The sequence below is a fragment of the Nocardioides sp. 616 genome, from assembly GCF_002930065.1.
In the GTDB taxonomy this organism is placed as follows: Bacteria; Actinomycetota; Actinomycetes; order Propionibacteriales; family Nocardioidaceae; genus Nocardioides; species Nocardioides houyundeii.
In genome coordinates, this window is record NZ_POAG01000024.1 from 146416 (window position 1) to 170807 (window position 24392).

The 24392-nt window shown below is 73.4% G+C and carries 22 protein-coding genes; 13 read left to right on the top strand and 9 right to left on the bottom strand.

All coding sequences use genetic code 11. The features are described 5' to 3' along the window. Nucleotides 1–37 precede the first annotated feature (37 nt). On the top strand, nt 38–484 hold the full coding sequence (locus tag C5H89_RS17595) for a MarR family winged helix-turn-helix transcriptional regulator (protein WP_104108255.1): 447 nt from the start codon (nt 38–40) through the stop codon (nt 482–484). A 46-nt stretch (nt 485–530) separates the two neighbouring features. After that, a complete protein-coding gene (locus C5H89_RS17600; RefSeq protein ID WP_104108256.1) occupies nt 531–1463 on the top strand; it encodes a Gmad2 immunoglobulin-like domain-containing protein in 933 nt (310 codons plus the stop codon). Nucleotides 1464–1467: 4 nt separating this feature from the next. Here the strand turns inward: C5H89_RS17600 and C5H89_RS17605 are convergent, their stop codons facing one another. Next, complete coding sequence (locus tag C5H89_RS17605; RefSeq protein WP_104108257.1) at nt 1468–2226, bottom strand: MOSC domain-containing protein; 759 nt, start codon at nt 2224–2226, stop codon at nt 1468–1470. 90 nt (nt 2227–2316) lie between these two features. On the opposite strand from C5H89_RS17605, the gene C5H89_RS17610 reads away from it, so the two are divergent. Genes C5H89_RS17610 through C5H89_RS17620 form a run of 3 tightly spaced genes read left to right on the top strand, consistent with a single transcriptional unit; the run spans nt 2317 to nt 5637 of the window. After that, the gene (locus C5H89_RS17610) at nt 2317–3225 is read left to right on the top strand and encodes a putative selenate ABC transporter substrate-binding protein (protein ID WP_104108258.1); all 909 of its coding nucleotides are present in this window, start codon (nt 2317–2319) and stop codon (nt 3223–3225) included. Continuing rightward, nucleotides 3225–3980 carry an ATP-binding cassette domain-containing protein gene (locus C5H89_RS17615; protein ID WP_104108259.1) on the top strand — a complete coding sequence of 252 codons (756 nt, stop codon included), beginning with the start codon at nt 3225–3227 and terminating at the stop codon, nt 3978–3980. Before C5H89_RS17610 ends, C5H89_RS17615 begins: the two co-directional genes overlap by 1 nt. Next, nucleotides 3973–5637, top strand: coding sequence for an ABC transporter permease subunit (locus C5H89_RS17620; RefSeq protein ID WP_104108260.1), 1665 nt, complete (start codon nt 3973–3975; stop codon nt 5635–5637). The genes C5H89_RS17615 and C5H89_RS17620 overlap by 8 nt, the downstream gene beginning before the upstream one ends. 13 nt (nt 5638–5650) lie before the next feature. On the opposite strand, the gene C5H89_RS17625 is transcribed toward C5H89_RS17620, so the two are convergent. Beyond that, nucleotides 5651–5830 carry a DUF1059 domain-containing protein gene (locus C5H89_RS17625; protein ID WP_101525697.1) on the bottom strand — a complete coding sequence of 60 codons (180 nt, stop codon included), beginning with the start codon at nt 5828–5830 and terminating at the stop codon, nt 5651–5653. Next, entirely contained in the window at nt 5827–6735 is a 909-nt protein-coding gene (locus tag C5H89_RS17630; protein WP_162799448.1) for a HAMP domain-containing sensor histidine kinase, read from the bottom strand. Before C5H89_RS17630 ends, C5H89_RS17625 begins: the two co-directional genes overlap by 4 nt. Before the next feature lie 116 nt (nt 6736–6851). Here C5H89_RS17630 and C5H89_RS17635 point away from each other — a divergent pair, with 116 nt between their 5' ends. After that, nucleotides 6852–8090: a hypothetical protein gene (locus tag C5H89_RS17635; RefSeq protein WP_162799449.1), complete on the top strand. Its 1239-nt coding sequence runs from the start codon at nt 6852–6854 to the stop codon at nt 8088–8090. Here C5H89_RS17635 and C5H89_RS17640 read toward each other — a convergent pair. Genes C5H89_RS17640 through C5H89_RS17655 form a run of 4 tightly spaced genes read right to left on the bottom strand, consistent with a single transcriptional unit; the run spans nt 8056 to nt 10515 of the window. Then, nucleotides 8056–8808, bottom strand: a complete 753-nt coding sequence (locus C5H89_RS17640; protein ID WP_162799450.1) for a hypothetical protein — start codon at nt 8806–8808, stop codon at nt 8056–8058. The two genes, C5H89_RS17635 and C5H89_RS17640, sit on opposite strands and share 35 nt — an antisense overlap. Next, nucleotides 8808–9929, bottom strand: a complete 1122-nt coding sequence (locus C5H89_RS17645) for a hypothetical protein (protein ID WP_104108264.1) — start codon at nt 9927–9929, stop codon at nt 8808–8810. The genes C5H89_RS17640 and C5H89_RS17645 overlap by 1 nt, the downstream gene beginning before the upstream one ends. Further along, entirely contained in the window at nt 9926–10213 is a 288-nt protein-coding gene (locus tag C5H89_RS17650) for a hypothetical protein (RefSeq protein WP_104108265.1), read from the bottom strand. Before C5H89_RS17650 ends, C5H89_RS17645 begins: the two co-directional genes overlap by 4 nt. Further along, complete coding sequence (locus C5H89_RS17655) at nt 10210–10515, bottom strand: SAV_915 family protein (RefSeq protein ID WP_205305105.1); 306 nt, start codon at nt 10513–10515, stop codon at nt 10210–10212. Before C5H89_RS17655 ends, C5H89_RS17650 begins: the two co-directional genes overlap by 4 nt. 74 nt (nt 10516–10589) lie before the next feature. On the opposite strand from C5H89_RS17655, the gene C5H89_RS17660 reads away from it, so the two are divergent. The 7 genes from C5H89_RS17660 to C5H89_RS17680 all read left to right on the top strand — a co-directional run bounded on the left by C5H89_RS17660 (nt 10590) and on the right by C5H89_RS17680 (nt 21357). After that, nucleotides 10590–11555 (top strand): TIGR03557 family F420-dependent LLM class oxidoreductase, encoded by a 966-nt coding sequence (locus C5H89_RS17660; RefSeq protein WP_104108266.1) that lies wholly within the window; start codon nt 10590–10592, stop codon nt 11553–11555. A 45-nt stretch (nt 11556–11600) separates the two neighbouring features. Then, nucleotides 11601–11738, top strand: coding sequence for a hypothetical protein (locus tag C5H89_RS19020; protein ID WP_162799451.1), 138 nt, complete (start codon nt 11601–11603; stop codon nt 11736–11738). 77 nt (nt 11739–11815) lie between these two features. Further along, the gene (locus C5H89_RS19205; RefSeq protein ID WP_205305106.1) at nt 11816–11959 is read left to right on the top strand and encodes a GPGG-motif small membrane protein; all 144 of its coding nucleotides are present in this window, start codon (nt 11816–11818) and stop codon (nt 11957–11959) included. Between the two features lie 70 nt (nt 11960–12029). Next, a complete protein-coding gene (recC, locus tag C5H89_RS17665; protein ID WP_104108382.1) occupies nt 12030–15386 on the top strand; it encodes an exodeoxyribonuclease V subunit gamma in 3357 nt (1118 codons plus the stop codon). After that, nucleotides 15386–18718, top strand: coding sequence for a UvrD-helicase domain-containing protein (locus tag C5H89_RS17670; protein ID WP_104108267.1), 3333 nt, complete (start codon nt 15386–15388; stop codon nt 18716–18718). Before recC ends, C5H89_RS17670 begins: the two co-directional genes overlap by 1 nt. Then, complete coding sequence (gene recD / locus C5H89_RS17675) at nt 18715–20466, top strand: exodeoxyribonuclease V subunit alpha (protein WP_104108268.1); 1752 nt, start codon at nt 18715–18717, stop codon at nt 20464–20466. The genes C5H89_RS17670 and recD overlap by 4 nt, the downstream gene beginning before the upstream one ends. A gap of 159 nt (nt 20467–20625) precedes the next feature. Beyond that, a complete protein-coding gene (locus tag C5H89_RS17680) occupies nt 20626–21357 on the top strand; it encodes an ACT domain-containing protein (protein WP_205305107.1) in 732 nt (243 codons plus the stop codon). A gap of 26 nt (nt 21358–21383) precedes the next feature. On the opposite strand, the gene C5H89_RS17685 is transcribed toward C5H89_RS17680, so the two are convergent. Next, a complete protein-coding gene (locus C5H89_RS17685) occupies nt 21384–22790 on the bottom strand; it encodes a wax ester/triacylglycerol synthase family O-acyltransferase (RefSeq protein ID WP_104108269.1) in 1407 nt (468 codons plus the stop codon). Then, nucleotides 22790–24217, bottom strand: coding sequence for a wax ester/triacylglycerol synthase family O-acyltransferase (locus tag C5H89_RS17690; RefSeq protein WP_104108270.1), 1428 nt, complete (start codon nt 24215–24217; stop codon nt 22790–22792). The genes C5H89_RS17685 and C5H89_RS17690 overlap by 1 nt, the downstream gene beginning before the upstream one ends. Nucleotides 24218–24392: the final 175 nt, after the last annotated feature.

Here is a 24392-nt window from a genome sequence, read left to right on the forward strand (position 1 = left end):
TGCTACCGACACCAGGCGCAGACTGCGAAAGGGCACCATGGAGAGCCGTCGCACCCCTCGTCCCCGCACACCCGCGGCGAGGCTGACCAAGCTGATCGTCTTGCTGGACCGGCACCGCCGCATCGTGGAGCACCGCTCCAGCCTGCGTGCGGCCGACCAGCGGTTGCTGTGGCTCTTCACCGACGGCCGGGCGCGCACCCTGCGGGAGATCGCGGAGGCGCTGGCCCTGGAGCAGTCCACGATCAACCGGCAGGTGAACGCCGCCATCAGCGCCGGCCTGCTCCAGCGCTACCGCGCGCCGGGTCGCTCCGCCCAGCTGGTCGAGCTCACCGCCGAGGGTCTGGAACGGTTCGAGAACGACGTCTCCCTGATGCTGGAGACCGTGGGCACCGCCCTGGCCACGCTCGGCGACCACGACTCCGAGCAGCTGCTGGTCCTGATGGAACGCTTCGTGGAGTCCTACGGCGACACCGTCACCGAGTAGTGCTCACCTCCCTGGCCACGCCGGGACCGGGTGCGAGCATGTCGCCATGACGACGTACCGCAGCTCGCCCGCGACCGCCCGAGCCCGACGCCGTACGTCGGCGCTCGCCCTGCTCCTGGTCGGCGGCCTCGCCCTCACCGGGTGCGGCGACGACGAGCCGGAGGAGGCGAGCGACCCCACGCCCTCGGCCAGCACCAGCGCCCCGGCGACCCCGACGCCGACGCCGAGCCCGAGCCCGAGCGTCAGCGTCAGCGAGGAGGCGGGCCCCGAGCACAGCTTCTCCGACATCACCCCGGTCTACTACGCGGTCGAGAGCCGCACCGGGCTGATGCTGGCCAGGGAGCCGCGCGAGACCGGCGAGGCGGGCGTCGGCGCCGTGGAGGCCATGATCAGCGGACCGCAGGACCCCGACTACTCCTCGACCTGGAACCCCGCCACCAAGGTCCTCGGCATCAGCGAGGCCGACGGCGTGATCAACGTCGACCTCTCCGCCGAGGCCCGGGACGCCGACGTGGGTGCCCCGGGCGCGGAGCTGATGGTCCAGCAGCTGGTGTGGACCGTCACCCAGCTCTACGGCGACGAGCTGGGGGTCCAGCTGCTGATCGACGGCGAGCCCGCCGGCGAGCTGTGGAGCGCCGTCACCTGGGACCAGCCGGTCACCCGCACCCCGGCCGACGAGATCCGCGCCTTCGTCGGTATCGACACGCCCGCCGAGGGCACCACCACCAGCAGCCCGCTCACCGTCTCGGGCGAGGCCAACGCCTTCGAGGCGACGGTGCCGTGGCGAGTGCTGGACGCGCAGGGCAAGGAGGTGAAGTCCGGCTTCACCACCGCCGCAGAGGGCATGACGCTCTCGCCGTACAGCTTCGACCTCAGGCTGCCTGCCGGCGACTACACGATCGAGGTCGCCGAGGACGACCCGTCCGGCGGCGAGGGCGGCGAGCCGCTGACCGACAGCAGGAGCATCTCCGTCAAGTAGCCGCTCACCCCAGTGGCGCCACGCTGGCCGGGTCTCCGGTCCGGACCAGCGCGGGCACCACGACCTCGGCGTACAGGCCGAGGTCCACCCCGCCGGTCTCCGCCCGCAGGGCCGCGAGCGCCTTCAGCACCGGCAGGTCCCGGAGGCCGGAGGCGGGGTCGAGGTCGAGCACCGCACAGCGGCCCACCAGGCCGGTGACCTCGACCTCGGCCGCGCCCAGCCGCAGCCGACGGCCGACCCACTCGTCCTCGGCGAACGGCCGGCGATCGGCGGCGGCGAGCTGGAAGGTGGCGCGCAGGCGGGCGCCGTCGACCGGGGCGCCCACTTGGTCCGCGAGCCTCGCCAGCGACGCGTCCGTCACGATCGTCACCGACGCCCCGTAGACCACCTGTCCCGGGGCGGCGCGCCCGAGCACGACCTCGCGCCCCAGGTACGCCGAGTACGCCGCGGCCCACGGCCCGTCGACCAGCTCCACCGACGCGCGCCGCCCCCAGTAGTCGACCTCGCGGACGTCCCCGGTCGCCACGGGCTCGCCGACCACGGTGCGCCCGGGCAGCTCGGCACGGAGCACGGTCCCGTCCCACCCCACCCGGGTCGCGAGCAGCGTCGGGTGCTCGACCGTGCGCAGGCACCGGTCCCGTTCGGGGTCTAGCAGGCAGAACACCCGGTCGCCCACGGGTCCCTCGGCACTCAGCGTCACCGACTCGTGGTCGACGTGCCGTCCCCCCTTGAGGGGGGTGAACCCGATCCTGGTGACCTGCATGGAACAACCCTGTCACGCCCCTTCCGAGGCCCCTGGCGCAATCCGGCCCGATCGCTAGAGTGTCGAACAGCATCCACTCGGGAGGAACCCATGGACGTCCGTCTCTTCCTGGCACTCGCGGTGACTCCCCTGGCCCTGCTGGCCGCGTGCGGCGACGACGACGCCTCCACCGGCGGCGACCAGCCGGCGCTGGTGATCAGCGCCATCCCGGACCAGGAGCCGTCCGAGCTGGCGGCGCGGGAGGAAGGACTGGCCGACTACCTCGCGAACGAGCTCGACGTCGCGGTGGAGTACGCGCCCGTCACCGACTACGCCGCCTCGGTCAGCCTGTTCCGGGCCGGAGACCTCGACCTGGTCTTCTACGGCGGCCTCACCGGCGTGCAGGCTCGGCTCCAGACCCCGGGCGCGGTGCTGCTCGGTCAGCGGGACATCGACGCGGAGTTCCGCAGCGTCTTCATCTCCGGGAGGGACACCGGCATCGAGCCCTTCGACGAGGTAGCAGGGCTGTCGGCCCTGAAGGGCTCCCGCTTCACCTTCGGCAGCGAGTCGTCCACGTCCGGGCGGCTGATGCCGGAGTACATGCTGGCCGAGGCCGGGCTGGACAGTGCCGAGGACTTCGCCGGTGAGCCCGGCTTCTCCGGGTCCCACGACAAGACGATCGACCTCGTCGAGGCCGGCTCCTACGACGCCGGCGTGCTCAACTCCCAGGTGTGGGAGGCCCGGACCGCGGCCGGCACGGTGGACCTGGACGAGGTGCAGGTGGTCTTCACCACCCCGACGTACCACGACTACCACTGGATCGCCGGTCCCGACCTCGACGATCAGTTCGGTGCGGGCTTCACCGACAAGCTCGGTGCGGCACTCCTCGCCCTGGACGGCTCGACCGCGCAGGAGAAGGAGGTGCTCCTGCGGTACGGCGCGACGTCGGTGATCCCCACCGAGGCGAGCAACTACGACCAGGTCGAGGAGATCGCCCGCGAGCTGGGACTCGTCTCCTGATGCCCGAGGTCGTCGTCTCCCTGCGCGGGGCCACGGTGACCTACGACGGTCGACCGGCTCTTGATCGCGTCGACCTGGAGGTGCGCAGCGGGGAGCGCGTGGCCCTGGTAGGCCCCAGCGGGGCGGGCAAGTCGACGCTGCTCGGACTGTGCGCCGGGCGGGTGCTGCCCACCAGCGGGGAGGTGGAGGTGCTGGGCCAGCCGCTGAACCGGGTCAGCGGCGCGACGCTGGCACAGGTACGGCGCCGGATCGGCACCATCGACCAAGGCCTGAACCTGGTCGGTCGCCTGGCGGTGGTCCACAACGTCAACGGCGGAAACCTGGGCCGGTGGAGCACCTGGCACGCGCTGACCTCCCTGGTCCGGCCCCGGGAGGTCGAGCAGGCGCGCGCCGCGCTGGAGCGCGCCGGGATCGGCGACCTGCTGATGGCCCGGACCGAGGACCTGTCCGGCGGGCAGCAGCAGCGCGTGGCCCTGGCCCGGGTGCTGGTGCAGGACCCGGACCTGGTGCTGGCCGACGAACCCGTCTCCAGCCTCGACCCCGCCCGGGCCGACGACGTGATGCGGCTGCTCTGCGAGACCGTGGCCACCCCGGACCGGACGCTGCTGGTCAGCCTGCACGACTTCGAGCTGGCCGTGCGCCGCGCCGACCGGGTGGTCGGGCTGCGCGAGGGCAGGGTGCTCTTCGACCTGCCGGCGGCGGCCGTGGACCGGGGGCTGCGCGACCGCCTCTACGACCTCGCGGCCGATGCCTGACCGCACCCTGGTCGATCTGGGTGCCGTCTCGGCGCTCGAAGCCACCGCGGGTCCGGGACGGCCGGCCCGCCCCGGGCGCTCCGCCGCCGCACGGCGGCGCCGGGTCCGCCTGGCGTGGATCTGTCTCTGGGTGCTGTCGGTGATCTGGTCGGTGCACTCCTTCGTCTCGGACCGGGACGGGGTGCTCAACTCCGGTGGGCTCGCCGCGCTGACCGAGTTCTGGGCACACGCCCTCACCCCGGAGACCTCTCCGGACTTCCTGCGCGCCACCTGGGACGCGACGCTGACCACGCTCGCCTTCGCCGTGCTCGGCACCCTGCTGTCGGTGGCCGTGGGCCTGGCGCTGGCACCGGCGCTGAGCCAGACCTGGTGGCGGCCGGCCGGCGCCTCGACCCCGGAGCGGGTGCTGCGCCGCGCCGGGCTGCTGCTGACCCGCGTGACCCTGGCGCTGCCCCGCGGCGTGCACGAGGCGGTGTGGGGTCTGCTGCTGCTCACCGTGCTGGGCCGCGACCCCCTGGTGGGGGTGCTGGCCATCGCCATCCCGTTCGGGGCGATCACCGCGAAGGTGTACGCCGAGATGCTCGACGAGGCCGACCACGCGCCGTACGACCTGCTGCGCGCCGCGGGCGCCGGGCGCGTCACGGCCATGGCCTACGGTCTCGCGCCCGGCCTGGTCCCCGGCCTGACGTCGTACGCCTTCTACCGGTTCGAGTGCTCCATCCGCTCGGCGGTGATCCTGGGGATGATCGGCGCCGGGGGCCTCGGGCTGCAGCTGAGCCTCAGCTTCGCCGGCCTCCAGTACGGCGAGATGTGGACCTCGATCCTCGCCCTGGTCGTCCTCGGCGCGCTGGTCGACCGGTGGGGAGCTCTGCTGCGCCGCTCCTGGGGCGGCCCCGCCTGGCGGCTCTCCGGGGTGGGCTTCGGGCTGCTCGCGGTCGCCTCCTGGTGGAGCCTGGCACCCGATCCGGGCGGGCTGGTCACCGAGCGGACCCGAGTCCTCTTCGCCCGGCTGGCCGACGAGATGCTCCCCCCGCGGCTGCCAGACGGTGGCTGGTCGGAGCTGGCGTCCCGGTCCGTGGAGACCGTGCAGATGTCGGTGGTGGCCATCTCCCTGGCGGTGGTGCTCGGGGTGGCCGTCTCTCTCGTCGCGGCGCGGACCAGCGGGTCGCCGGCGGGCCGGGTCCTGGGCTGGGGGGCCCGGCAGCTGCTGCTCCTGACCCGCGCCATCCCGCCGCCGGTATGGGCTCTGCTGGTGCTCTTCGTGGTGTTCCCCGGTCCGCTGCCCGGGGCCCTGGCGCTCGGCATCTACACGTTCGGGATCCTGGGCCGGCTCTTCGCGGAGGTGGTCGAGGACCTCGACCCGCGTCCCCGAGAGGCGCTGAGCGCCCTCGGCGCCTCCGCGCCGGTCTCGTTCGCCTACGCCACGGTGCCCGCGGCGGCCGGCCAGATGATCGCCTACAGCCTGTACCGCTGGGAGGTCACGGTGCGCGAGACGGTGGTCGTCGGGATCGTCGGCGCCGGCGGGCTGGGGCGGCTGCTGGAGCAGCAGCGGGCGGGGTTCGACTACCCGGGCATGGCGAGCACCATCCTCGCCCTGATCGCGGTGTGCGTGGCGGTGGACCTGCTGAGCATGACCGTGCGGACGAGCCTCCGCTGACCGGGTGGGCGGGTCAGGCGGTGACCACGATCCGGGCCTCGACCGCCTGGACCACCTCCGGGGTCAGCACGGTGATCTGGTGGTCGGCCGCCGCGTGCGCGGCGACGTCGGCGAGCAGCACCTCGCGGGAGGTGTTCTCGAAGCGGGCGGCGCAGCCGGGCATCACGTCACCGCAGGCGAGCTTGAAGGTCATCTGGTCTCTCCATCGTCGTCGAGCATCATCGGATCACGTCTGGGGTCTGCGTCCGCGCGGTCGGCGGCGCTGGGGACCCGCACCCAGAAGGCGGCTCCGGCCTCGTCCTGGTCGACCCCGAGCGTGCCGCCCTGCGCGACCACCAGGGCCCGGGCCAGGTAGAGCCCGATGGTCACGCCGGTGGCGTCGTCGTTGACGTCGAACGGGTCGAACAGGGCCTGCAGCACCGGCGGCGCGATCGGGTCGGCGTCCCGGACGACCCGCACCTCGACCCAGCCCGGCACCGCCCGCGCCTCCAGCCACACCGACCGGGGTGCGGGCGCCAGGCGTGCGGAGGTCAGGAGGTCGCGCAGCACCAGGGAGAGCAGCGTCGGGTCGGCGTGCACCTTGGTGTCCGGGCCGAGGCCCAGCACGTCGTGGGCATCCAGGCCCGGGAGACCGATCAGGCAGTCGGCAAGCGCGACCCGGCGGGGCGACGTACGCAGCCGTCCCAGGGAGGCGGCACCCAGCAGCTCCATGTCGCGGACGCGCTGAGCCAGGCGCTTCAGGGCGTCGGCCAACCGGTCCACCGTGCGCTCGTTGCCTGCGGGCAGGTCCTCGTCGGCCAGCAGCGCCGCCCACCCCTGGGCCACGGTCAACGGCGTACGCAGCTCGTGGGCGAAGGCAGTGAGGAACCGGTCGCGCTGGGCCGCGGCGTCGGGAGCGGGACGGTTGGTGACCGCGGCGGCACCGGCGTCCACGAAGGCGTGCAGCCAGCGGTGCAGCACAGCGACGTCCACACCCGCTCGGCGGGCGACGTCGCCAGCCTGGGAGCCGGCGAGCACCTCGAGCACGGCAGCCACCCGCGGATCGGTCGTCTCGGCGTCGATCGACTCCGGCACGAGCGTCAGTCCGGACCCGTTCACCCCCCTCCCATCGGCCGGGGGCGGCCACACCTGAGGATCTGTCCCTTCAGTGATGGACACCACAGATTTCGTGACGCAAGATCAGCACCTGTCACACGACCCCTGGGAGAGAACACATGAGGATTGACCACCGTAGGCGCGTCGGCAGCGCGCTGGCCGTGCTGCTGCTGGCGCCGCTCGGCGCCGCCGCCGTAGCGCCCGCCCACTCGGCCGAGCCGACCCAGCGGGCCGCCAAGCCCGCCCCGACCAAGGCCAAGGGCGACAAGCCGGTCACGGTGATGACCCGCAACATCTACCTCGGCGGCGACATCTTCCGCCCGGTGCAGGCCGCCAACGAGGCGCTCGCCGCGGGCAAGGACCTCCCCGGGGTGCTCAACGCCGTCGCGGTCTCCGCGGACTCGACCTGGGCGACCGTGGAGAAGACGAACTTCGGGCTGCGCGCCAAGCTGCTGGCCAAGGAGATCAAGCGCGCCAAGCCCGACCTGGTCGGTCTCCAGGAGGTCGCCCTGTGGCGCACCGGCCCGGTGGAGACCGGCTTCGGCACCACGCTGGCGGTGCCCAACTCCACCACCGTCAGCTACGACTTCCTGGCGCTGCTCAAGGCCGAGCTCAAGGCCTCGGGCGCCAAGTACCGCGTCGCGGTCGTCGGCGAGCGCGCCGACGTGGAGGCACCCGCCTGGGACGCGGCAGGCCAGAACAAGCGCGACATCCGGCTCACCATGCGCGACGTGATCCTGCGCCGGGCGGGCGCGGGCAAGGTGCTGAAGTCCGACGACGGGATCTTCACCAGCAACCTGGAGGTCAAGCTCGGTGGCGTGCTGCCGATGAACTTCGACCGCGGCTGGCAGTACGTCGACTTCCAGTCCGGCAAGCGCCAGTTCCGGTTCATCAACACCCACCTGGAGTCCGCCGGCTCGGACCTGGCCCTCGCCCAGGCGACCGAGCTCAACACCGCGCTGGTGAAGCCGAAGAAGACCACCATCATGGTGTGCGACTGCAACTCCGACCCGCGCAACGACAAGGTCGGGGCCGGAGACACCGTGGCGAACAGCGCGGCGTACGACTACCTCACCAAGGACGCCGGCCTGACCGACCAGTGGCTGGAGTGGGCACCGGCACGCAAGGGCTGGACGTTCGGTCTCTCCGAGCTGGTCAACGACGCCACCGCGGCCGGCTTCGACCACCGCATCGACCTGGTGCTCTCCCGCACCCCCGACGGCAAGCCGCTGACGGTGAAGAAGGGCGACGTCACCGGCGACGAGGTCAAGGACCGGGACGCGGCCACCGGCCTGTGGCCCTCGGACCACGCCGGCGTGGTGCTCAAGCTGAAGGGTCTGCCGAAGAAGAAGGGCTGACCCCGAAGCGCTCCACCGCAGCCGCGGAGGTGAGCTCCGAGCGTTGGGCAGGGTGGTCGGCGTAGTGCTCGATCACCCTGGTCAACGACTCGGGGCTCCACCCCTGCGCCAGCAGCTTGACCAGCCCCAGGTCGACGCGGTCGTCCTTGGGCAGCACCACCAGGACCGGCTGCCACTTCGGCACCGCCTGGGCACCCTTCACCTGGCTCCACGTCACGTGGCGGACCGTCCCCCACCCCGACGGCAGCCACAGGCCCTCGGGGTCCAGCCGGATCCGGAACCGGTCCGCGCCACCGAGCAGCAGCCAGAGCGCCGCGGCCGCGCCGGCGGCGAGGACGACGGACCCGACGACGACCATCGCGGCGTTGTCGTCGGCCACCGCCACGGGCAGCAGCACCGAGGCCAGCGTCAGCACCAGCAGCGCCTGGCGCCACGCGTAGCCGCGACGCAGCGGCAGCGCCACCCCGCCGTCCACCTCCTCGACCGTCCCGGCGGTACGACGAGCGGGGACCATCGCGGTCACCCCGAGCACCCCCAGGACCAGGAGCTGCACCCCCAGCAGGGTCGGGAGCCAGCTTTCCTCGTGGCCGTCGGCGAGCGCGAGCAGGCCGCCTACGAGGAAGAACAGCCCCACGAGCGCCAGCAGGGAGATCAGTCCCGCGACCAGCCACCTCCCGGGTCCGGCCAATGCCGGGTCCCTGCCCGTCGTCCGGGCCATCAGAACCATCCCTTGACGGTGTTCCATCCGTCCTTGGCGACGTCCTTGGTGTCGTCCCAGCGGTCGCCGACCCACTCGTCGACCGGCTCGGTGAAGTCGTCCGGCAGGGCATCCCACCCCTCGGTGACCGCCCACGAGACCCCGGCACCCACGACCACCGCGCCGGCCACGACCACGGCCGTCGGGACGCTCACCGGTGCGGTCGCGATCACCAGGGCGGTGACCCCGGCACCCGCCGCGACGGCGATCAGGCCGCCGCCGGGCGACTCGCCCTCGAGCGCCTGGTACGCCTCCCAGGCCGCCCCGACGGGCCCCAGGATCTTGCCGCCCTTGCCCGCCCAGTCGGCGTACTTGTTCAGGTCCTTGATCCGTCCCGGGGCATCCGGGGACGTACCCCGCGCCCGGCGCGCGGGGCTGCCGGAGCGCCTGGCCTCCCGCAGCTCCTTCGCCGCGGCCCGCAGCGCGTCCGACTTGGCCCCCAGCTTCCGTTCTCCCAGGGTCAGGCCGAACGCGATGCCGAGGTTGCCGACGTTCTCCTTGACGAAGGTCGTGAGCGCGTCGACGTCCTCGGCCTCGAGCGTCTTCGGGACGGGCTTGAGGTTGGTCTCGATCCACTCCACGAAGTTCGTCCACTCGGCCTCGACGTCGGCCAGGATCCGGTTGTAGAGCTCGATCTTGTCGACCTTGGCCTGGAAGGTCCCCATGTCGGTCTTGAACGCGTTGTTCTCCTCGTCCGAGGCGTCCGCCGCCGGGGGCGTCGGCGCCACGGCGTCGGGCGGCGTCTCGATGACGGTGCCGGCGACGGTGAGACCGCCATCCCGGGCCTCGTCGCGCAGCGTCTTCATCCGCTCCTTGGCCGACTTCAGGCGCGCGCTGTAGGAGTCGAGCTTGGAGGCTGCGGTCTCGATCCGCTCCACGTGCGCGTCGGTGACGTTGATGATGTCCTTGACGTAGCCGACGTACGCCGTCCCGGACTGCCCCTCCCAGTGCCGCTCGGCCTTCTGCTTGGCCTTGACGACGTCCTCGCTGGCATCGTCGACCTGCTTCTTGAGGGAGTCACGCAGCCAAGTTGCAGCGCTGTCGACGCTCTTGGTGCTGCCCTGGATCTTGGTCTCGATCACTCGACCACCACCTCCATGGAGTCGAAGCCGGAGGCGACCGCGCCGTCGGTGCTGCCCAGGCCCTCACCCACCGCGCGCACCTGGGCCGCGGCAGCCTCGTTGACCAGGGCGATGTCGTCGGCGGTCCCGACGACGGCGGCGATGATCGCCAGCACGTCGGAGGTGCCTTCGCCGGCGTCCACGGAGGTGGGCACTCCGCCTGCCAGTCCGGTGATGCCCTTCGCGGCCTCGTCGTGCAGGCGCGCCAGCTGCGCCTCGGTCTCCTCGCTCAGCCTGATCGTCATGAGCTCGGCTCCTCGATCCGCAGCTCGGCGGGCATCGGGATGTCGAGGTAGGCGACGTCGTAGTGCTTGATCGCGCGCAGCGCCTCCAGCTCCTCGGTCTTCCACAGCACCCAGGGGTGGGCGTTGCCGCACGCGGCGACGAAGCGGTCCAGGGCGGTGTAGCCCATCAGCGCGATGCGGCCGTCGGCGAGCTGGGCCATCATCACCTCCTCGACCTGGCCGTCGGCGTCCAGACGGCACGGGAGGTAGGCGACGGGAGGTTGCAGGGCGGCGGGAGAACGTCCGGTGGCGGCGTCGGGCATGGGCCCCTCCTACCCCGACCCCGCTGTGGGAAACCGGACGATTGTGTGACCCGGGCGGCGGGTACGGCCCGCTCATGCGATTCGGATACTTCCTGTCCACCGAGGAGTTCACCCCTGCCGAGCTTGTCGAGCAGGCCAAGCTGGCCGAGGAGGCGGGATTCGACGCCCTGTGGATCTCCGACCACTTCCACCCGTGGAACGACGAGCAGGGCGAGGCCCCGTTCGTCTGGTCCCTGATCGGCGCGATCTCCCAGGTGTGCTCCCTGCCGGTGACCACGGCCGTCACCTGTCCGACGTACCGGATCAGCCCGGTGGTGATGGCCCAGGCGGCGGCGACCAGCGCGGTGATGCTCGAGGGCCGCTTCATCTTCGGCGTCGGCTCCGGGGAGGCGCTCAACGAGCACATCCACGGTGAGCCGTGGCCCAGCGCCGACGTGCGGCTGGAGCGCCTGGAGGAGGCCGTCGAGCTGATCCGCGAGCTGTGGAAGGGCGAGTTCACCAACCACCAGGGCAAGTACTACACGAGCGACACCGCCCGCATCTACACCCTCCCCGACTCCCCGCCGCCGATCTACGTCTCCGGGTTCGGCCCCAAGGCGGTCGACCTGGCCGCCCGCATCGGGGACGGCTACATCACCACCTCCCCCGAGGCAGGGCCGCTGAGGGAGTTCAAGGAGAAGTCGGGCGGCAAGCCCGCGCAGGTGGGGTTGAAGGTGTGCTGGGCCGACTCGGAGGAGGAGGGCGTCGAGGAGGCCCACCGGCTGTGGGCCAACTCCGGGCTCCCGGGTGAGCTGGCGCAGGTGCTGCCCTCGCCCCGGCACTTCGAGCAGGCCTCCGAGCTGGTCACCAAGGAGTCCACCGCCGAGAGCCTGGCCTGCGGCCCCGACGTCGACGCCCACGTCGACTACCTGCGCCCGGCCGTGGAGGCCGGCTTCGACGAGCTGTACGTCGGCAACATCGGGCGGCACTACCGGGACATGCTCACCACGTACGGCGCCGAGGTGCTGCCCCGCCTTCGCGAGCTCGCCGCACAGCGCTGAGCCGCCGATGGTTAGCAACGTCGTACTGATGGGTACCAGGCCCGCATGAGCTCGCCCCTGGAGGATCCCGACCGGGTCGACCCGACGAAGTCGTCGGGTCGGGCCCTGATCATCACCGCGATGTTCGGCGTCGCGTTCCTCGTCCTGCTGGTGATGCTGGCGATCGGCATCTTCGTGCTGTAGCTCATCAAGGCGTTGCGCAACCACTGAGGTCGCGCACGAGGCCGTCGCACGGCGGCCTCAATGAAGAAGGAGTGCTGATGGAATTTCTACTGTGGATTATCGCTGTCATCCTGGTGATCAGCGGGATCGTCACCCTGATCCGTGGGTCCGTGATGTACGGGATCCTGCTGATCGTCGTGGGTCTGCTCGTCGGCCCCGGTGGCGTCAGCCTCTTCACGTAAGACCCGCGACATCCCTTGCTCGCCACGGCTCGCCGACCCTTTGTCGGCGGGCCGTGGCATGCTCGGCGCCGTGCCGCTCCACCTCCACCGCGCCACGCGCACCGATCTGCTCGCCGACGACCTGGCGAGCATGCTGGCCACCCCGCTGCCGGACCCGTTCCTGCAGGAGGTCGTGGTGGTGCCGGCCCGAGGCGTGGAGCGGTGGCTGACCCAGCGACTCTCCCACCGCCTGGGCACCGGGGGCCGCGGCGGCGACGGCGTGTGCGCCGGAGTGCGGTTCCTTGCTCCGAGCTCCCTGGTCTCGATGCTGCTGGGCCGGGAGCAGGACGACCCGTGGTCCCCCGACCAGCTGGCCTGGCCACTGCTCGAGGTCATCGATGCCTCGCTCGGCGACCCGGGCTTCGAGGCCCTCTCGGCCCACCTCGGCCACGGTGACACCGACGACCAGCGCCGGGCCCGCCGGTTCTCGGTGGCGCGCCGGCTCGCCGGCCTCTTCGCCTCGTACGCCGTGCAGCGTCCCCAGCTGATCACCGACTGGCGCGCCGGGCACGACACCGACGGCAGCGGAGACCCGCTGGACCGCGACCTGCTCTGGCAGGCCGAGCTGTGGCGACGACTGCTGGCCCGGGTGGACGCGCCGCCGCCGGACGTGCGGCACGCCACCACGCTCGAGCGGCTGCGGGCCGGGGGGACGGACCTGGACCTCCCGCCCCGGCTCTCGCTGTTCGGACACACCCGGCTCCCCGCCACCGAGGTGGAGCTGCTCGCCGCCCTGAGCGAGGTGCGCGAGGTGCACCTGTGGCTGCCCCAGGTCTCCCCCGCACTGTGGGAGGCACTCGCCCCCAGCGCCGCCGAAGGACCGGTCCCGCGGGCCCTCGACACCAGCGTCACCCTGGTCGGGCACCCGCTGCTCGCGTCCCTGGGGCGGGACTCCCGGGAGCTGCGGCGGACCCTGGGGCAGGTCCCGACGGAGGGCGGCCCCACCACGCCACACGCGGGTCCACCTGCCTCCGGGCAGCCGGCGGCGCCCACCAGCCTGCTGGGCTGGCTGCAGCACGACCTCGGCGCCAACCGGGCCCCCGACCCCGCCGAGCGACAGGCCCGGGTGCTGGCCCCGGGCGACCACTCGGTCCAGGTGCACGCCTGTCACGGCTCGGCGCGGCAGGTCGACGTGCTCCGCGAGGTGCTGGTCGGGTTGCTGGAGGACGACCCCTCCCTCGAGCCCCGGGACATCCTGGTGATGTGCCCGGACATCGAGAGCTATGCCCCGCTGGTCTCGGCCGGGTTCGGGCTCGCCGACGTCACCGTGCCCGGCGCCGGCCACCCGGCCCACCAGCTGCGGGTGCGGCTGGCCGACCGCTCGCTGGGGGCCACGAACCCGCTGCTCGCCGTGGCCGCCTCGATCGTGGAGCTCTCCGCGGGACGGCTCAGCGCCACCCAGGTGCTCGACCTGGCCGCCTCGGAGCCCGTCCGGGCCCGCTTCGGCTTCGGTGACGACCAGCTCGAGCGCATCTCCACCTGGGTCCGCGACGCCGGGATCAGGTGGGGCTTCGACCGTGGCCACCGCGAGGAGTTCGGGCTGGCGCTGGAGGCCAACACCTGGGTCGCCGGTCTGCGCCGGGTCCTGCTGGGCGCCGCGATGTCGGGGCAGGGGCACCGCGCCGTGGTCGGCACCCTCCCGCTCGACGACGTGGGGGACAGCGACCTGGAGCTGGCCGGCAGGCTCGCCGAGTTCCTCGACCGGCTGCACTCCTTCACCGTGCGCGCCCACGCCGCCACCACCGTGGCGCAGTGGATGTCGGCGCTGAGCCGGGGGGTGCACGAGCTGACCAGCACCGACCTCGAGGACGCCTGGCAGGTCGCCCAGTTCGACCGCGAGCTGGCCCGCATCGCCGCCGGCGTCGGCGACGGCGAGACCCGGCTGCGGCACGCCGACGTGCGCGCCCTGCTGGCGCAGCGGCTGCGCGGGCGGCCCACCCGGTCCAACTTCCGCACCGGCACCCTCACGGTGTGCACGATGGTGCCGATGCGGTCGGTGCCGCACCGGGTGGTGTGCCTGGTCGGTCTGGACGACGGGGTCTTCCCGCGCATCGCAGGAGTCGACGGCGACGACGTGCTGGCCCGGCGACCGCGCACCGGCGAGCGGGACATCCGCTCCGAGGACCGACAGCTGCTGCTCGACGCGATCGGTGCCGCCACCGAGACCCTGGTCATCACCTACACCGGCCGTGGCGAGCACACCGGTGCGGAGCGGCCCCCCGCGGTCCCGCTCGGCGAGCTGATCGACGCCCTGGACCGCACCGCCACCGCCCCGACCCGGGTGCGGGACCGGGTGCTGGTCCAGCACCCCCTCCAGCCCTTCGACGAGGCCAACCTGGTGCCGGGCCGGCTGAGCGTCGAGCCGCGCCCGTTCACCTTCGACCGGGCCGCGCTGGCCGGCGCCGTCGCGGCACGGGGCGACCGGAGCACGGAGCGAGCGCTGGTGCCCGAGCCCTTGCCGGCGCGCGAGGTCTCCGCCGAGGTCTCGCTGGCCGACCTGCACGACTTCTTCCGCCACCCGGTCAAGGCGTTCTTCCGCAGCAGGCTGCACGTCTCCACGCCGTACGACGCCGACGACCCCAAGGACGCGATCCCGATCACCCTGGACGCCCTGGAGCAGTGGGACGTCGGCGACCGACTGGTCCGCGACGTGCTGGCCGGGGCCGACGCGCACGCCGCCGAGGAGGCCGAGCGGCTGCGCGGTCTGCTGCCCCCCGACGAGCTCGGCGCGGGGGTGCTGGCGGGCGTGGTCGAGCGGGTCAAGCCCCTGGTCCGGCACGCCCTGTCGCTGCGCACCGGCACGCCCCGCACCCTGGACGTCGACGTCGACCTGGGCGGCCGTCGCCTCTCGGGCACCGTGGGCGACGTGTTCGGCAACAACCTGGTCCGGGTGAGCTACTCCAGCCTGGGCGCCAAGCACCGGCTCGCCGCCTGGCTCGACGCGCTGGCACTCGCGGCCAGCCGGCCGGACGAGAACTGGACCGCCCACACCATCGGCAAGTTCCGCAACGGCGGCAAGGTCTCGATCATCGCTCCCCTGCCCCAGTACGAGGCCATCGCCTGGCTCCGCGAGCTCGTCGAGGTCTACGACCGCGGGATGCGCGAGCCGCTGCCGCTGCCGATCAAGACCTCGCTGGCCTTCGCCGAGGAGGAGCTGCACCGGCGCCGGGGCCGCGACGCCGACCCGGACGCCAAGGGCCGGCGGGAGTGGGAGACTCCGCTGTTCAACGACTCCGGCTTCCCCCGGGAGGACGCCGACCCGTGGCACGTCCGCGCGTTCGGCGAGCACGCGCCGTACTCCGACCTCGCGGCCCCGCTGGGCCGCTATGCCTGGCAGGTGTGGGGCCCGCTGCTCTCCGACGACCGCGAACAGGTGCGAGGGATCTGATGACCGCCCTGGAACGCTTCGACATCGCCGGCGACCTGCCGGTCGGCACCACGCTGCTGGAGGCGAGCGCCGGCACCGGCAAGACCTGGACCATCGCGGCCCTGGTCACCCGGTACGTCGCCGAGGGGGTCGCCACCCTCGACGAGCTGCTGGTGGTCACCTTCACCCGGGCCGCCAGCCAGGAGCTGCGGGAGCGGGTGCGGGCCCAGCTCGACGAGGCCGCCCGGGTGCTCGCCGACCCGGCGACCGCCGACCCCGACAACGCCCTGCACCGCCGGCTCTGCGACGCGGACCCGGCCGAGCTGGCCCGTCGCCACGGCCGGTTGACGGCGGCGCTGACCTCCTTCGACGCCGCCACCATCGCCACCATCCACCAGTTCTGCCAGCTGGTGCTGCGCAGCCTGGGCGTGGCCGGCGACACCGATCCCGGCGCCACGCTGGTCGAGGACCTCGAGCAGCTCACCGACGAGGTCGTCGACGACCTCTACCTCGCCCGGTTCGCCGGGGTGCAGCACCCACCGTGGAGCCGGGACGTGGCGCGCTCCCTGGCCCGGGAGGCGGTCGGGGACCCGCGAGCCCAGGTGGAGCCCGTCGCCGCCCTGGACGAGGCGCCGGACTCCGAGGCCGCCGCCCGGGTGCGCTTCGCCCTCGACGCCCTCGCCGAGATCGAGCGCCGCAAGCGGATGCTCGGCATCCTCAGCTACGACGACCTGCTCGGACAGCTCGCCGACGCCCTGGCCGATCCCGCCGCTCCGGCCCGGTCCCGGATGCGCCACCGCTGGAAGATCGCCCTGATCGACGAGTTCCAGGACACCGACCCGGTGCAGTGGCAGGTCTTCGAGCGGGCCTTCGACCAGGTCGCCACCCTGGTGCTGATCGGCGACCCCAAGCAGGCGATCTACGCCTTCCGCGGCGGGGACATCGTCACCTACCTGAACGCCGCGGAGCGCGCCACCACCCGTCAGACCCTGGGGGTCAACTGGCGGGCCGACAAGCCCCTGCTGGACTCGCTGCACGCGGTGCTGGAGGGGGCCGAGCTGGGCGACCCCGAGATCGTGGTGCACCCGGTCGAGGCGCACCACCAGACCTCGCGGCTGCAGGGTGCGGGCCCGGCGTTCCGGATGCGCCTGGTCCGCCGCACCGAGCTCGGGGCCGGTCCGCGGGCCAAGCCCGGCGTGGACGCCTGGCGCAGCCACGTCATCACCGACATGGCGCGCGACATCAAGCTGCTGCTCACCGGTGACGCGACCTTCGAGGGCCGGCCGGTGCGCCCCGGGGACGTGGCCGTGCTCGCGGCCCGGCGGGCCGACCTGCAGGCCGCGCAGCTCGCGCTCGCCGAGGTCGGGGTGCCGGCGGTGATCAACGCCGGCGGCTCGGTCTTCCACACCCCGGCGGCCACCGAGTGGCTGACCTTCCTGGAGGCCCTCGAGCAGCCGCACCGCACCGACCGGGTGCGCGCCGCCGCCCTGACCTGCTTCCTCGGGGTCTCCGCGACCCAGCTGGACGCCGACGGCGACGCCGGCACCGACCGGCTCAGCGACCAGGTGCGCACCCTGGCCGACCTGCTCAACACCCGCGGCGTGGCCGCCGTGCTCGAGTACGCCGTGGTCGGCGGGCTGACCGCGCGGGTGCTCGGCACCCTGGGCGGCGAGCGCACCCTGACCGACATCCGTCACATCGGAGAGGCGCTGCACAAGATCTCGGTGGAGCAGCGCCTGGGTGCGGTCGGGCTGCTGGGCTGGCTGCGCAGCCAGGTGGCCGACGACAAGATCGAGGTCGCCTCCGAGCGGACCCGGCGCCTGGACTCCGACGCGGCCGCGGTGCAGCTGGTCACCATCCACGGCAGCAAGGGGCTGGAGTACCCGATCGTCTACGCCCCCACCTTGTGGAACCGCTACACCGGGCGGGACCCTGAGGTGCCCCTGTTCCACGACGAGCAGGGCGCCCGGTGCCGCGACGTGGGCGGCCCCAGTCCCTACCGCGCCGAGCACGTGAGCCGGCACTGGAGCGAGGACGCCGGGGAGTCGCTGCGGCTGCTCTACGTCACGCTGACCCGCGCCCGCTCCCAGGTGGTGGCCTGGTACGCCCCCACCGGCAAGAACACTACCGGCTCGCCGCTGCACCGGATGCTGTTCGGCCGCCGCCCCGGCATGGCCGCGGTGCCGGCGGAGCAGGCGCTCGTGGAGGACGACCGGGCGATGGAGATCTTCGGGCACTGGCGCGACGCGGGCGGCTTCTGGCCGGAGCTGGCCGCGCACGCCGCGCCCGACCCGACGCCGCTGCAGCCCTCGCGCGACCCGCTCTCGGTGCGTCGCTTCACCCGGGAGGTCGACACCAGCTGGCGGCGTACGTCGTACTCCGCCCTGTCGGCGGCGGCGCTCCAGCACGCCGGCGCCGAGCGCAGCCTCTCCGAGCCCGAGGACGTGCCCGAGACCGGGGACGAGGCGGTGCCGGTGCTGAGCACCGAGCCCGACCACCTCGAGCTGACCGCCGTGGCCTCCCCGATGGCCGACCTGCCGGTGGGCGCCACGTTCGGCTCCCTGGTGCACGCGGTCCTCGAGCACGCCGACCCTGCCGCACCCGACTTCCGTGCCGAGCTCCTGGGACACATCGAGGAGCAGCGGGTGTGGTGGCCGGTCGAGGTGGACTCCGAGGCCCTGGCCGACGCCCTGGTGACCGTGTGCGCCAGCCCGCTGGGGCCGCTGGCCGGCGAGGCGACCCTGATGGACGTGGCGGTCGCGGACCGCCTCACCGAGCTCGACTTCGAGCTGCCGCTGGCCGGTGGCGACGACGCCTCCTACGACGCCGGCGCGGTGCGGCTCGGCGACCTGGCGCCGCTGCTGCGCCGCCACCTGGGCGCGGGCGACCCGCTGCGGGGCTACGCCGAGACCCTGGACTCCGACCCGGAGCTCGCGCGCCAGCTGCTGCGCGGCTACCTCGCGGGCTCCATCGACGTGGTGGTGCGGGTCCCGGTCGAGGGCCGTCAGCGCTTCCTCACCATCGACTACAAGACCAACTGGCTCGGCGAGATGGGCGGGCCGCTGACCGCGCACGACTACCGTCCGGCGATGCTCGACCAGGCGATGGGCCACTCCGACTATCCGCTCCAGGCGCTGCTCTACACCGTGGTGCTGCACCGCTACCTGCGGTGGCGGATGCCCGGCTACGACCCGCACCAGCACCTCGGCGGGGTCCTCTACCTCTACCTCCGCGGCATGTGCGGACCCCAGACGCCGCGGGTCGACGGCCTCCCCTGCGGGATCTTCTCCTGGGCGCCTCCGGTCGCGCTGGTCGAGGAGCTCTCGGCCCTGCTGGACGGAGAGAAGGCATGAGCGACCTCTTCGAGATCGGCGACCCCCGCGACGCCCACCTGGCGCTGCGCGCCACTGGCCTGCTGGCGACCTTCAACCAGGCCGGGGTCATCACCTCCGGCGACGTCCACGTGGCCCGCACCCTGGGCGAGCTGGGCCAGGAGTCGGACGAGTCGGTGCTGCTGGCGATCGCCCTGACCTGCCGCGCGGTGCGCGCCGGGTCGGTCTGCCTCGAGCTCGACCGGGTGCGCGACACCCCCGTGGAGGTCGACCTGCCCTGGCCCGACCCCACGGCCTGGGACGAGGCGCTGACCGCCAGCCCGCTGCTGCGCCTCGGGGTGCTGCACTGGGTCGACGGCCTGCTCTACCTGGACCGCTACCACGAGCAGGAGAGCCAGGTCCTGGCCGACCTGGGGCAGCGGGCCGCCACCACCCCGCCGCACGATCCCGCCCTGATGGCAGCCTCCCTGGACCGGGTCTTCGCCGCCACCGGGTACGACGAGCAGCGCGCGGCCTGTCTGCGGGCGGCCGGACAGTGGACCACCGTCATCACCGGCGGTCCCGGCACCGGCAAGACCACCGCGGTGGCCGGGCTCCTGGTGGGGCTGCACGAGCAGTTCGCGGCCCGCGGCGAGACGGTCCGGATCGCGCTGGCCGCGCCCACCGGCAAGGCCGCGGCCCGGCTGCAGCAGTCGGTGCATCGGGAGGCGGGCACGTTCTCGGCCCACGACCGGGACCGGCTGGCCGGGCTGCAGGCCTCCACCCTGCACCGGTTGCTGCGCCCGCACCCGGGCAACCGCACCCGGTTCCGCCACGACCGCGGCAACCGGCTGCCGCACGACGTGGTCGTGGTCGACGAGACCTCGATGGTGTCGCTGACCATGATGGCGCGGCTGCTCGAGGCGGTACGCCCCGACGCCCGGCTGATCCTGGTGGGCGACCCCTTCCAGCTCTCCTCCATCGAGGCGGGCGCGGTGCTGAGCGACCTGGTGCGCGGCTACGCCGGGCGCAGCGACTCGCCGGTGGTCGCCCTGAGCACCACCCACCGGTTCGGCCAGGAGATCGCCGAGCTCGCCGAGGCGCTGCGCACCGGCGACGCCGACGCGGCGGTCGCGGTGCTGTCCGCCGGGCACGACGAGGTCGAGTGGGTGCGCGAGGAGGACCCGTCCGCCCGGATCCGGGACACCGCGCTGCCCGCGGCGCTCGCGGTGCGCGACGCCGCGGCCGCCAACCGGCCCGACGCGGCGCTCGCGGCGCTCGAGCAGCACCGGCTGCTCTGCGCGCACCGCGAGGGGCCGTACGGCGTACGGCACTGGAACCGCCGGGTGGAGGCGTGGATCACCGCCGAGACGGGCGACCCGCTGTACGAGTCGGCGTACGTCGGGCGGCCGCTGCTGGTGACCGCCAACGACTACGCCCTGGGCGTCTACAACGGTGACACCGCGGTGGTGGTCGACACCGGCCAGGCCCGCCGGGTCGCGGTGGACGCGAGCACCGGTCCGCTCGACCTCGCCCCCTCCCGCCTGGGGGACGTGGAGACGATGCACGCGATGACGATCCACAAGAGCCAGGGCAGCCAGGCCGACGTGGTCACGGTGCTGCTGCCCCCCGAGGACTCCCGGCTGCTCTCGCGCGAGCTCTTCTACACCGCGGTCACCCGGGCCCGGTCCCGGGTGCGGGTGGTGGGCTCGGAGGCGGAGGTACGGGCCGCGATCACCCGACGCGCCCAGCGCGCCACCGGGCTCGCCGTCCGCCTCGCCGGCTCCTGAGGCCGCTGGGGCGCTCACCGGAGGGCGCCCCGGAGACGGCCCGACCCGCCCGGGCCGGGAGTCGGGGAAACGCAGCCGTCATAACTTTTCGTTACTGTCATGGGTCAGAACGCCTACAGACTCGCGCACGAGGCGAGCCGGACATCTGGAGTTTGCCGAATGCCGTTCCTGCTGCGTGTGGAGTTGCCCGACGTGCCCGGATCACTGGGCCGCGTCGCCAGCACGATCGGTGAGGCCGGTGGCGACATCGAGGCGATCGAGATCGTGGAGAAGACCGGCCACGGCACCGCGGTCGACGACGTGCTCCTCGAGCTCGCCCCCGGGATGATGCCCGACTCCATCGTCTCGGCGTGCAGCTCGCTGCCCGGGGTGCACGTGCTGTGGGTCAGCCGGTACGCCGGCGGCGGCAACCTCTTCCTCGACCTCGAGGCCGTCGAGGACCTCACCGAGCACCCGGGCGAGGCGCACCAGCGGCTGCTCGCCCTGATGCCGCTGACCTTCCGGCTCGACTGGGCGGTGCGCGCCACGCAGGACGGGTTGGGCGCCCGGATCCTGGAGCGCACCGAAGCGGCACCGGAGAGCGTGGAGTGGGTCGACATCGGGGTCCCCAGCAGGCTGATCAGCGCTGACGACAACCTGGTGCTGTGCGGGGTGCCGGTCGGCGACGACGTCTATCTCCTGGCGCGCCGCGGCGGACCGGAGTTCCTGGACTCCGAGCTGGCACGGATGGGTCATCTGGTCGGGCTCGCCACCAGCATCGCCCAGGTCCAGGCCCTGACCCAGGCGCAGGCCGGGGTGCTCGGAGAGGCGGGCCTGCCCCAGTCGCCCGACCTGCCGCCCAGCGCCTCGCTCAACCCGCTCAGTCCCCCGCCTCCGGGCGCCGGGGGCTGAGGACGGCACTCCGCGACGCCGGCCTGCTACGCGGTGGTCGCCAGTGTCGCGTGCTCCTCGGCCAGGGCGACCAGCTCGGCGTAGCTCTCCTCGATCGCCGTGCACAGCCCCGAGGGGTCGGTGAGCGCGTCGGCGAAGGCCAGGATGCCCAGCAGCATCCGGTCCCCGTAGCTCCAGAGCATCACGTTGCAGCCCACCCCGTTGCTCGGTGGGCCGTCGACGTAGAGGTCCTCCACGGTGCGGCCCAGCAGGCGCAGCGGGCGCGCCGGGCCGCGGACGTTGGAGATCAGGATGTTGGCGTCCACGTCCGTGGTCGCCTCGCGCAGCCGCTCGGGAAGCTTGCGGGCCCCCGGCTCGGCGAGCAGCGGCGGCACCACGTCCAGCCAGGACGGCATCAGGTCCACGCCGAACAGGTCGAGCTGCCGCTTGCCCTCCCCGGCGTACGCACTGATCCGGGCCAGGCGCTCCCAGGGGTCGGCGACGTCGGTGGCCAGCGACGTGGTGAAGCTCCAGAACCGGTTGTGCGCCTGACGCACCGGGGCACCTGGAGGCTCCGAGGAGACCGGCACCGTGGTCAGCAGGGGTCGCTCCGGGACCTCGGAGACCCGGGCCAGGTATCGCACCAGCGCCCCGGCCATCACGCCGAGCACCACGTCGTTGACGGTGACCCCGGCGACCTCCTTGACCCGCTTGATCCCGGCCAGCGGCAGCGCGGCCCGGGCATAGGTGCGGGCCGGGGTGAAGGCATCGTTGAGCACCGTCCACGGGGCCGCCCCGCTGAACGCGGGCAGCTGCACCGGCGCGACCCGGCGGCGGGCCCGCACCCGGGCGGTGCCGCGCACGGTACCGAGCACCAGCCCGACGATGGTGACCAGGGCGCGCAGGTGGGCCAGCAGCGCCGCCCCCACCAGGCGCGCCTTGCCGGGGATCCGCTCAGCCACGTCGGGTTCGGCATCGGGCAGCGGCTCGAACTCCTCGTCGCTGTAGATCCGGGCGAAGGTGGTCAGTCCGGCGACGCCGTCGGCCAGGCAGTGGTGGTACTTGGTGATCAGCGCCTGACGGCCGTCGTCGAGGCCGTCGACCAGGGTGACCTGCCACAGCGGACGGTCCGGGTCGAGGTGCTCCTCGGCCAGGGACGCGAACGCCGCGTCCAGGGCGGCGTCCCCCTCGATGGTGATCGCCTGCAGGTGCTGGTCCAGGTCGAAGTGGGGATCGCGGACCGCCACCGGATGGTGCAGGCCGAGTGGCACCCGGACGATGCGCCAGCGCCACGACGGCAGGTGGTCCAGCCGCGCCTCGACGTGCCGGCGTACGTCGGCCAGGGACAGCGGGGGCCCGTCGCCGCCCAGCACCCCCAGCGCCATCGAGCACATCGCCTGCTGGGGCAGGTCCATGTAGAGGAACCCGGCGTCCTCGCCGTTGAGCCGGCGCATCAGGCCACCACGTCCGGTCGCGTCGCCGCCGGGTCGGTGTACGCCGCCAGCAGCTCGTCGAGGGAGGCGCGCAGGCGGCCGGCCAGCTCCTCGGGCGCGTCGACCGCGCTGGGGTTCGCCACGATCGCCAGCCCGAGCCGGTCGCCGTACCCGGTGAGGGTGATGTTGAGCCCGGCGCCGTCGGCGGCCGGACCCGACATCACCACCGTCTCCACCGTGCGGCCCGCCATCGTCCAGGGGCTGCCGGGCAGCCGCATGTTGGAGACCAGCACGTTGAAGTCGGGCTCGGCCTCGCCGCTGCGCTGCTTGGCCGCCATCCGGGCCGCGGCCGGCCGGGCCAGGGCCGGCGGAATCCGGTCCAGCCAGGCGGTCAGGGTGTCCCGGCCCAGCACGTCGAGCTGGGTGCGGGCGGCCGCGTTGGCGGCGGCGACCGCGGCCAGCCGGCGCCGGGGGTCGGGCTCGTCGGTGGCCAGGTGCGCCAGGTAGTTGGCGAAGACGTTGCCGGTGGTGCGCGTGACCTCACCGGGGGCGTCGTTGCCGATGGGCACGTTGACCACCAGCGGGGTGTCCGGCAGCGCGTCGCGCTGGGCGAGGTAGTCCCGCAGGGCGCCGGCGACGACCGCCAGCACCACCTCGCTCAGCGTGGTGCCCGCGGCGGCGCGCACCCGTCGTACGTCGGCCAGGGGGAGGTCGGTGCGGGCGTAGCCGCGCCGGGCGTCGGCGGACCGATTGAGCAGGGTGCGGGGAGCGCCGCCCATGGCCGGGGGCGGGGCGAGCTCCTGGCCCGCGCGGTGCCGGTCGACGGCACGGAACCGGCGCAACGTCCGGACCAGGAGCAGCGGGAAGGCGCACCAGGCCAGCAGCTGGCGGCCGAAGGTGCCGGCGAACAGCACGGCGCGGCGCGGCGCGGGGGCCGGGGCGGCCGGGAGCGCGGGGCGCGCGGCGTGCCTCCGGTCGTCGATGAGCTGGGCGAGGGTGTTGGCCAGTCCGGCACCGTCGGCCAGGGCGTGGTGGAAGGCGAAGACCAGCGCCTGCCGGTCCCCGGCCAGCCCGTCGACCAGCACCACCCGCCACAGCGGGCGGCCCTGGTCCAGCAGGGTCGGCAGCACCTCGGCGACCGCGGCGTTCAGCTGCTCGTCCCCGCCGGGCGCCGGGAGCCGGACCTGGCTCAGGTGGGCGTCCAGATCGAACTCCGGATCGTCGACCAGGAGCGGGTGTCCGAGCCCCAGCGGCACGTGCGCCAGGCGTCGGCGCAGCGCGGGTGTGCCCGAGAGCCGGGCGCTCAAGTGACCCCGCAGGTCCGCCAGCGACCAGGGCCCGCGTCCCTGCGGTGGGGCGCCCAGCACCACCAGGTCGACGCAGGTCGAGGTCTGGGTCTCGCTCTCGATGAACAGGAACCCGGCGTCGCTGCCGACGAGTCGGTGCATGGTTGCGCCCCCTCCAGGCGTTGCGCCGGATCGCCGGCGGCGGGTGTCAGACCGGCGCTCCCCACGCCGGGCTGGCGGCGAGCATGACACGGCCCCCGAGGTCGAGTCACCGGATTCGTCCCGTCAATCGGACACTCCGAAGTCCGCTGTCCAGACATGAGATGTGACCTACGTC

What these genes read in the sequence shown, in the direction of transcription:
- C5H89_RS17670 (WP_104108267.1), top strand. Translation starts at nt 15,386, where the DNA reads ATGACCGCCCTGGAACGCTTCGACATCGCCGGCGACCTGCCGGTCGGC.
- C5H89_RS17605 (WP_104108257.1), bottom strand. Translation starts at nt 2,226, where the DNA reads ATGCAGGTCACCAGGATCGGGTTCACCCCCCTCAAGGGGGGACGGCAC.
- C5H89_RS17655 (WP_205305105.1), bottom strand. Translation starts at nt 10,515, where the DNA reads ATGCCCGACGCCGCCACCGGACGTTCTCCCGCCGCCCTGCAACCTCCC.
- C5H89_RS17680 (WP_205305107.1), top strand. Translation starts at nt 20,626, where the DNA reads ATGCCGTTCCTGCTGCGTGTGGAGTTGCCCGACGTGCCCGGATCACTG.
- C5H89_RS17690 (WP_104108270.1), bottom strand. Translation starts at nt 24,217, where the DNA reads ATGCACCGACTCGTCGGCAGCGACGCCGGGTTCCTGTTCATCGAGAGC.
- C5H89_RS17660 (WP_104108266.1), top strand. Translation starts at nt 10,590, where the DNA reads ATGCGATTCGGATACTTCCTGTCCACCGAGGAGTTCACCCCTGCCGAG.
- C5H89_RS17635 (WP_162799449.1), top strand. Translation starts at nt 6,852, where the DNA reads ATGAGGATTGACCACCGTAGGCGCGTCGGCAGCGCGCTGGCCGTGCTG.
- C5H89_RS17640 (WP_162799450.1), bottom strand. Translation starts at nt 8,808, where the DNA reads ATGGCCCGGACGACGGGCAGGGACCCGGCATTGGCCGGACCCGGGAGG.
- C5H89_RS19020 (WP_162799451.1), top strand. Translation starts at nt 11,601, where the DNA reads ATGAGCTCGCCCCTGGAGGATCCCGACCGGGTCGACCCGACGAAGTCG.
- C5H89_RS17610 (WP_104108258.1), top strand. Translation starts at nt 2,317, where the DNA reads ATGGACGTCCGTCTCTTCCTGGCACTCGCGGTGACTCCCCTGGCCCTG.
- C5H89_RS17615 (WP_104108259.1), top strand. Translation starts at nt 3,225, where the DNA reads ATGCCCGAGGTCGTCGTCTCCCTGCGCGGGGCCACGGTGACCTACGAC.
- C5H89_RS17595 (WP_104108255.1), top strand. Translation starts at nt 38, where the DNA reads ATGGAGAGCCGTCGCACCCCTCGTCCCCGCACACCCGCGGCGAGGCTG.
- C5H89_RS17600 (WP_104108256.1), top strand. Translation starts at nt 531, where the DNA reads ATGACGACGTACCGCAGCTCGCCCGCGACCGCCCGAGCCCGACGCCGT.
- C5H89_RS19205 (WP_205305106.1), top strand. Translation starts at nt 11,816, where the DNA reads ATGGAATTTCTACTGTGGATTATCGCTGTCATCCTGGTGATCAGCGGG.
- C5H89_RS17685 (WP_104108269.1), bottom strand. Translation starts at nt 22,790, where the DNA reads ATGCGCCGGCTCAACGGCGAGGACGCCGGGTTCCTCTACATGGACCTG.
- C5H89_RS17620 (WP_104108260.1), top strand. Translation starts at nt 3,973, where the DNA reads ATGCCTGACCGCACCCTGGTCGATCTGGGTGCCGTCTCGGCGCTCGAA.
- C5H89_RS17650 (WP_104108265.1), bottom strand. Translation starts at nt 10,213, where the DNA reads ATGACGATCAGGCTGAGCGAGGAGACCGAGGCGCAGCTGGCGCGCCTG.
- recD (WP_104108268.1), top strand. Translation starts at nt 18,715, where the DNA reads ATGAGCGACCTCTTCGAGATCGGCGACCCCCGCGACGCCCACCTGGCG.
- C5H89_RS17625 (WP_101525697.1), bottom strand. Translation starts at nt 5,830, where the DNA reads ATGACCTTCAAGCTCGCCTGCGGTGACGTGATGCCCGGCTGCGCCGCC.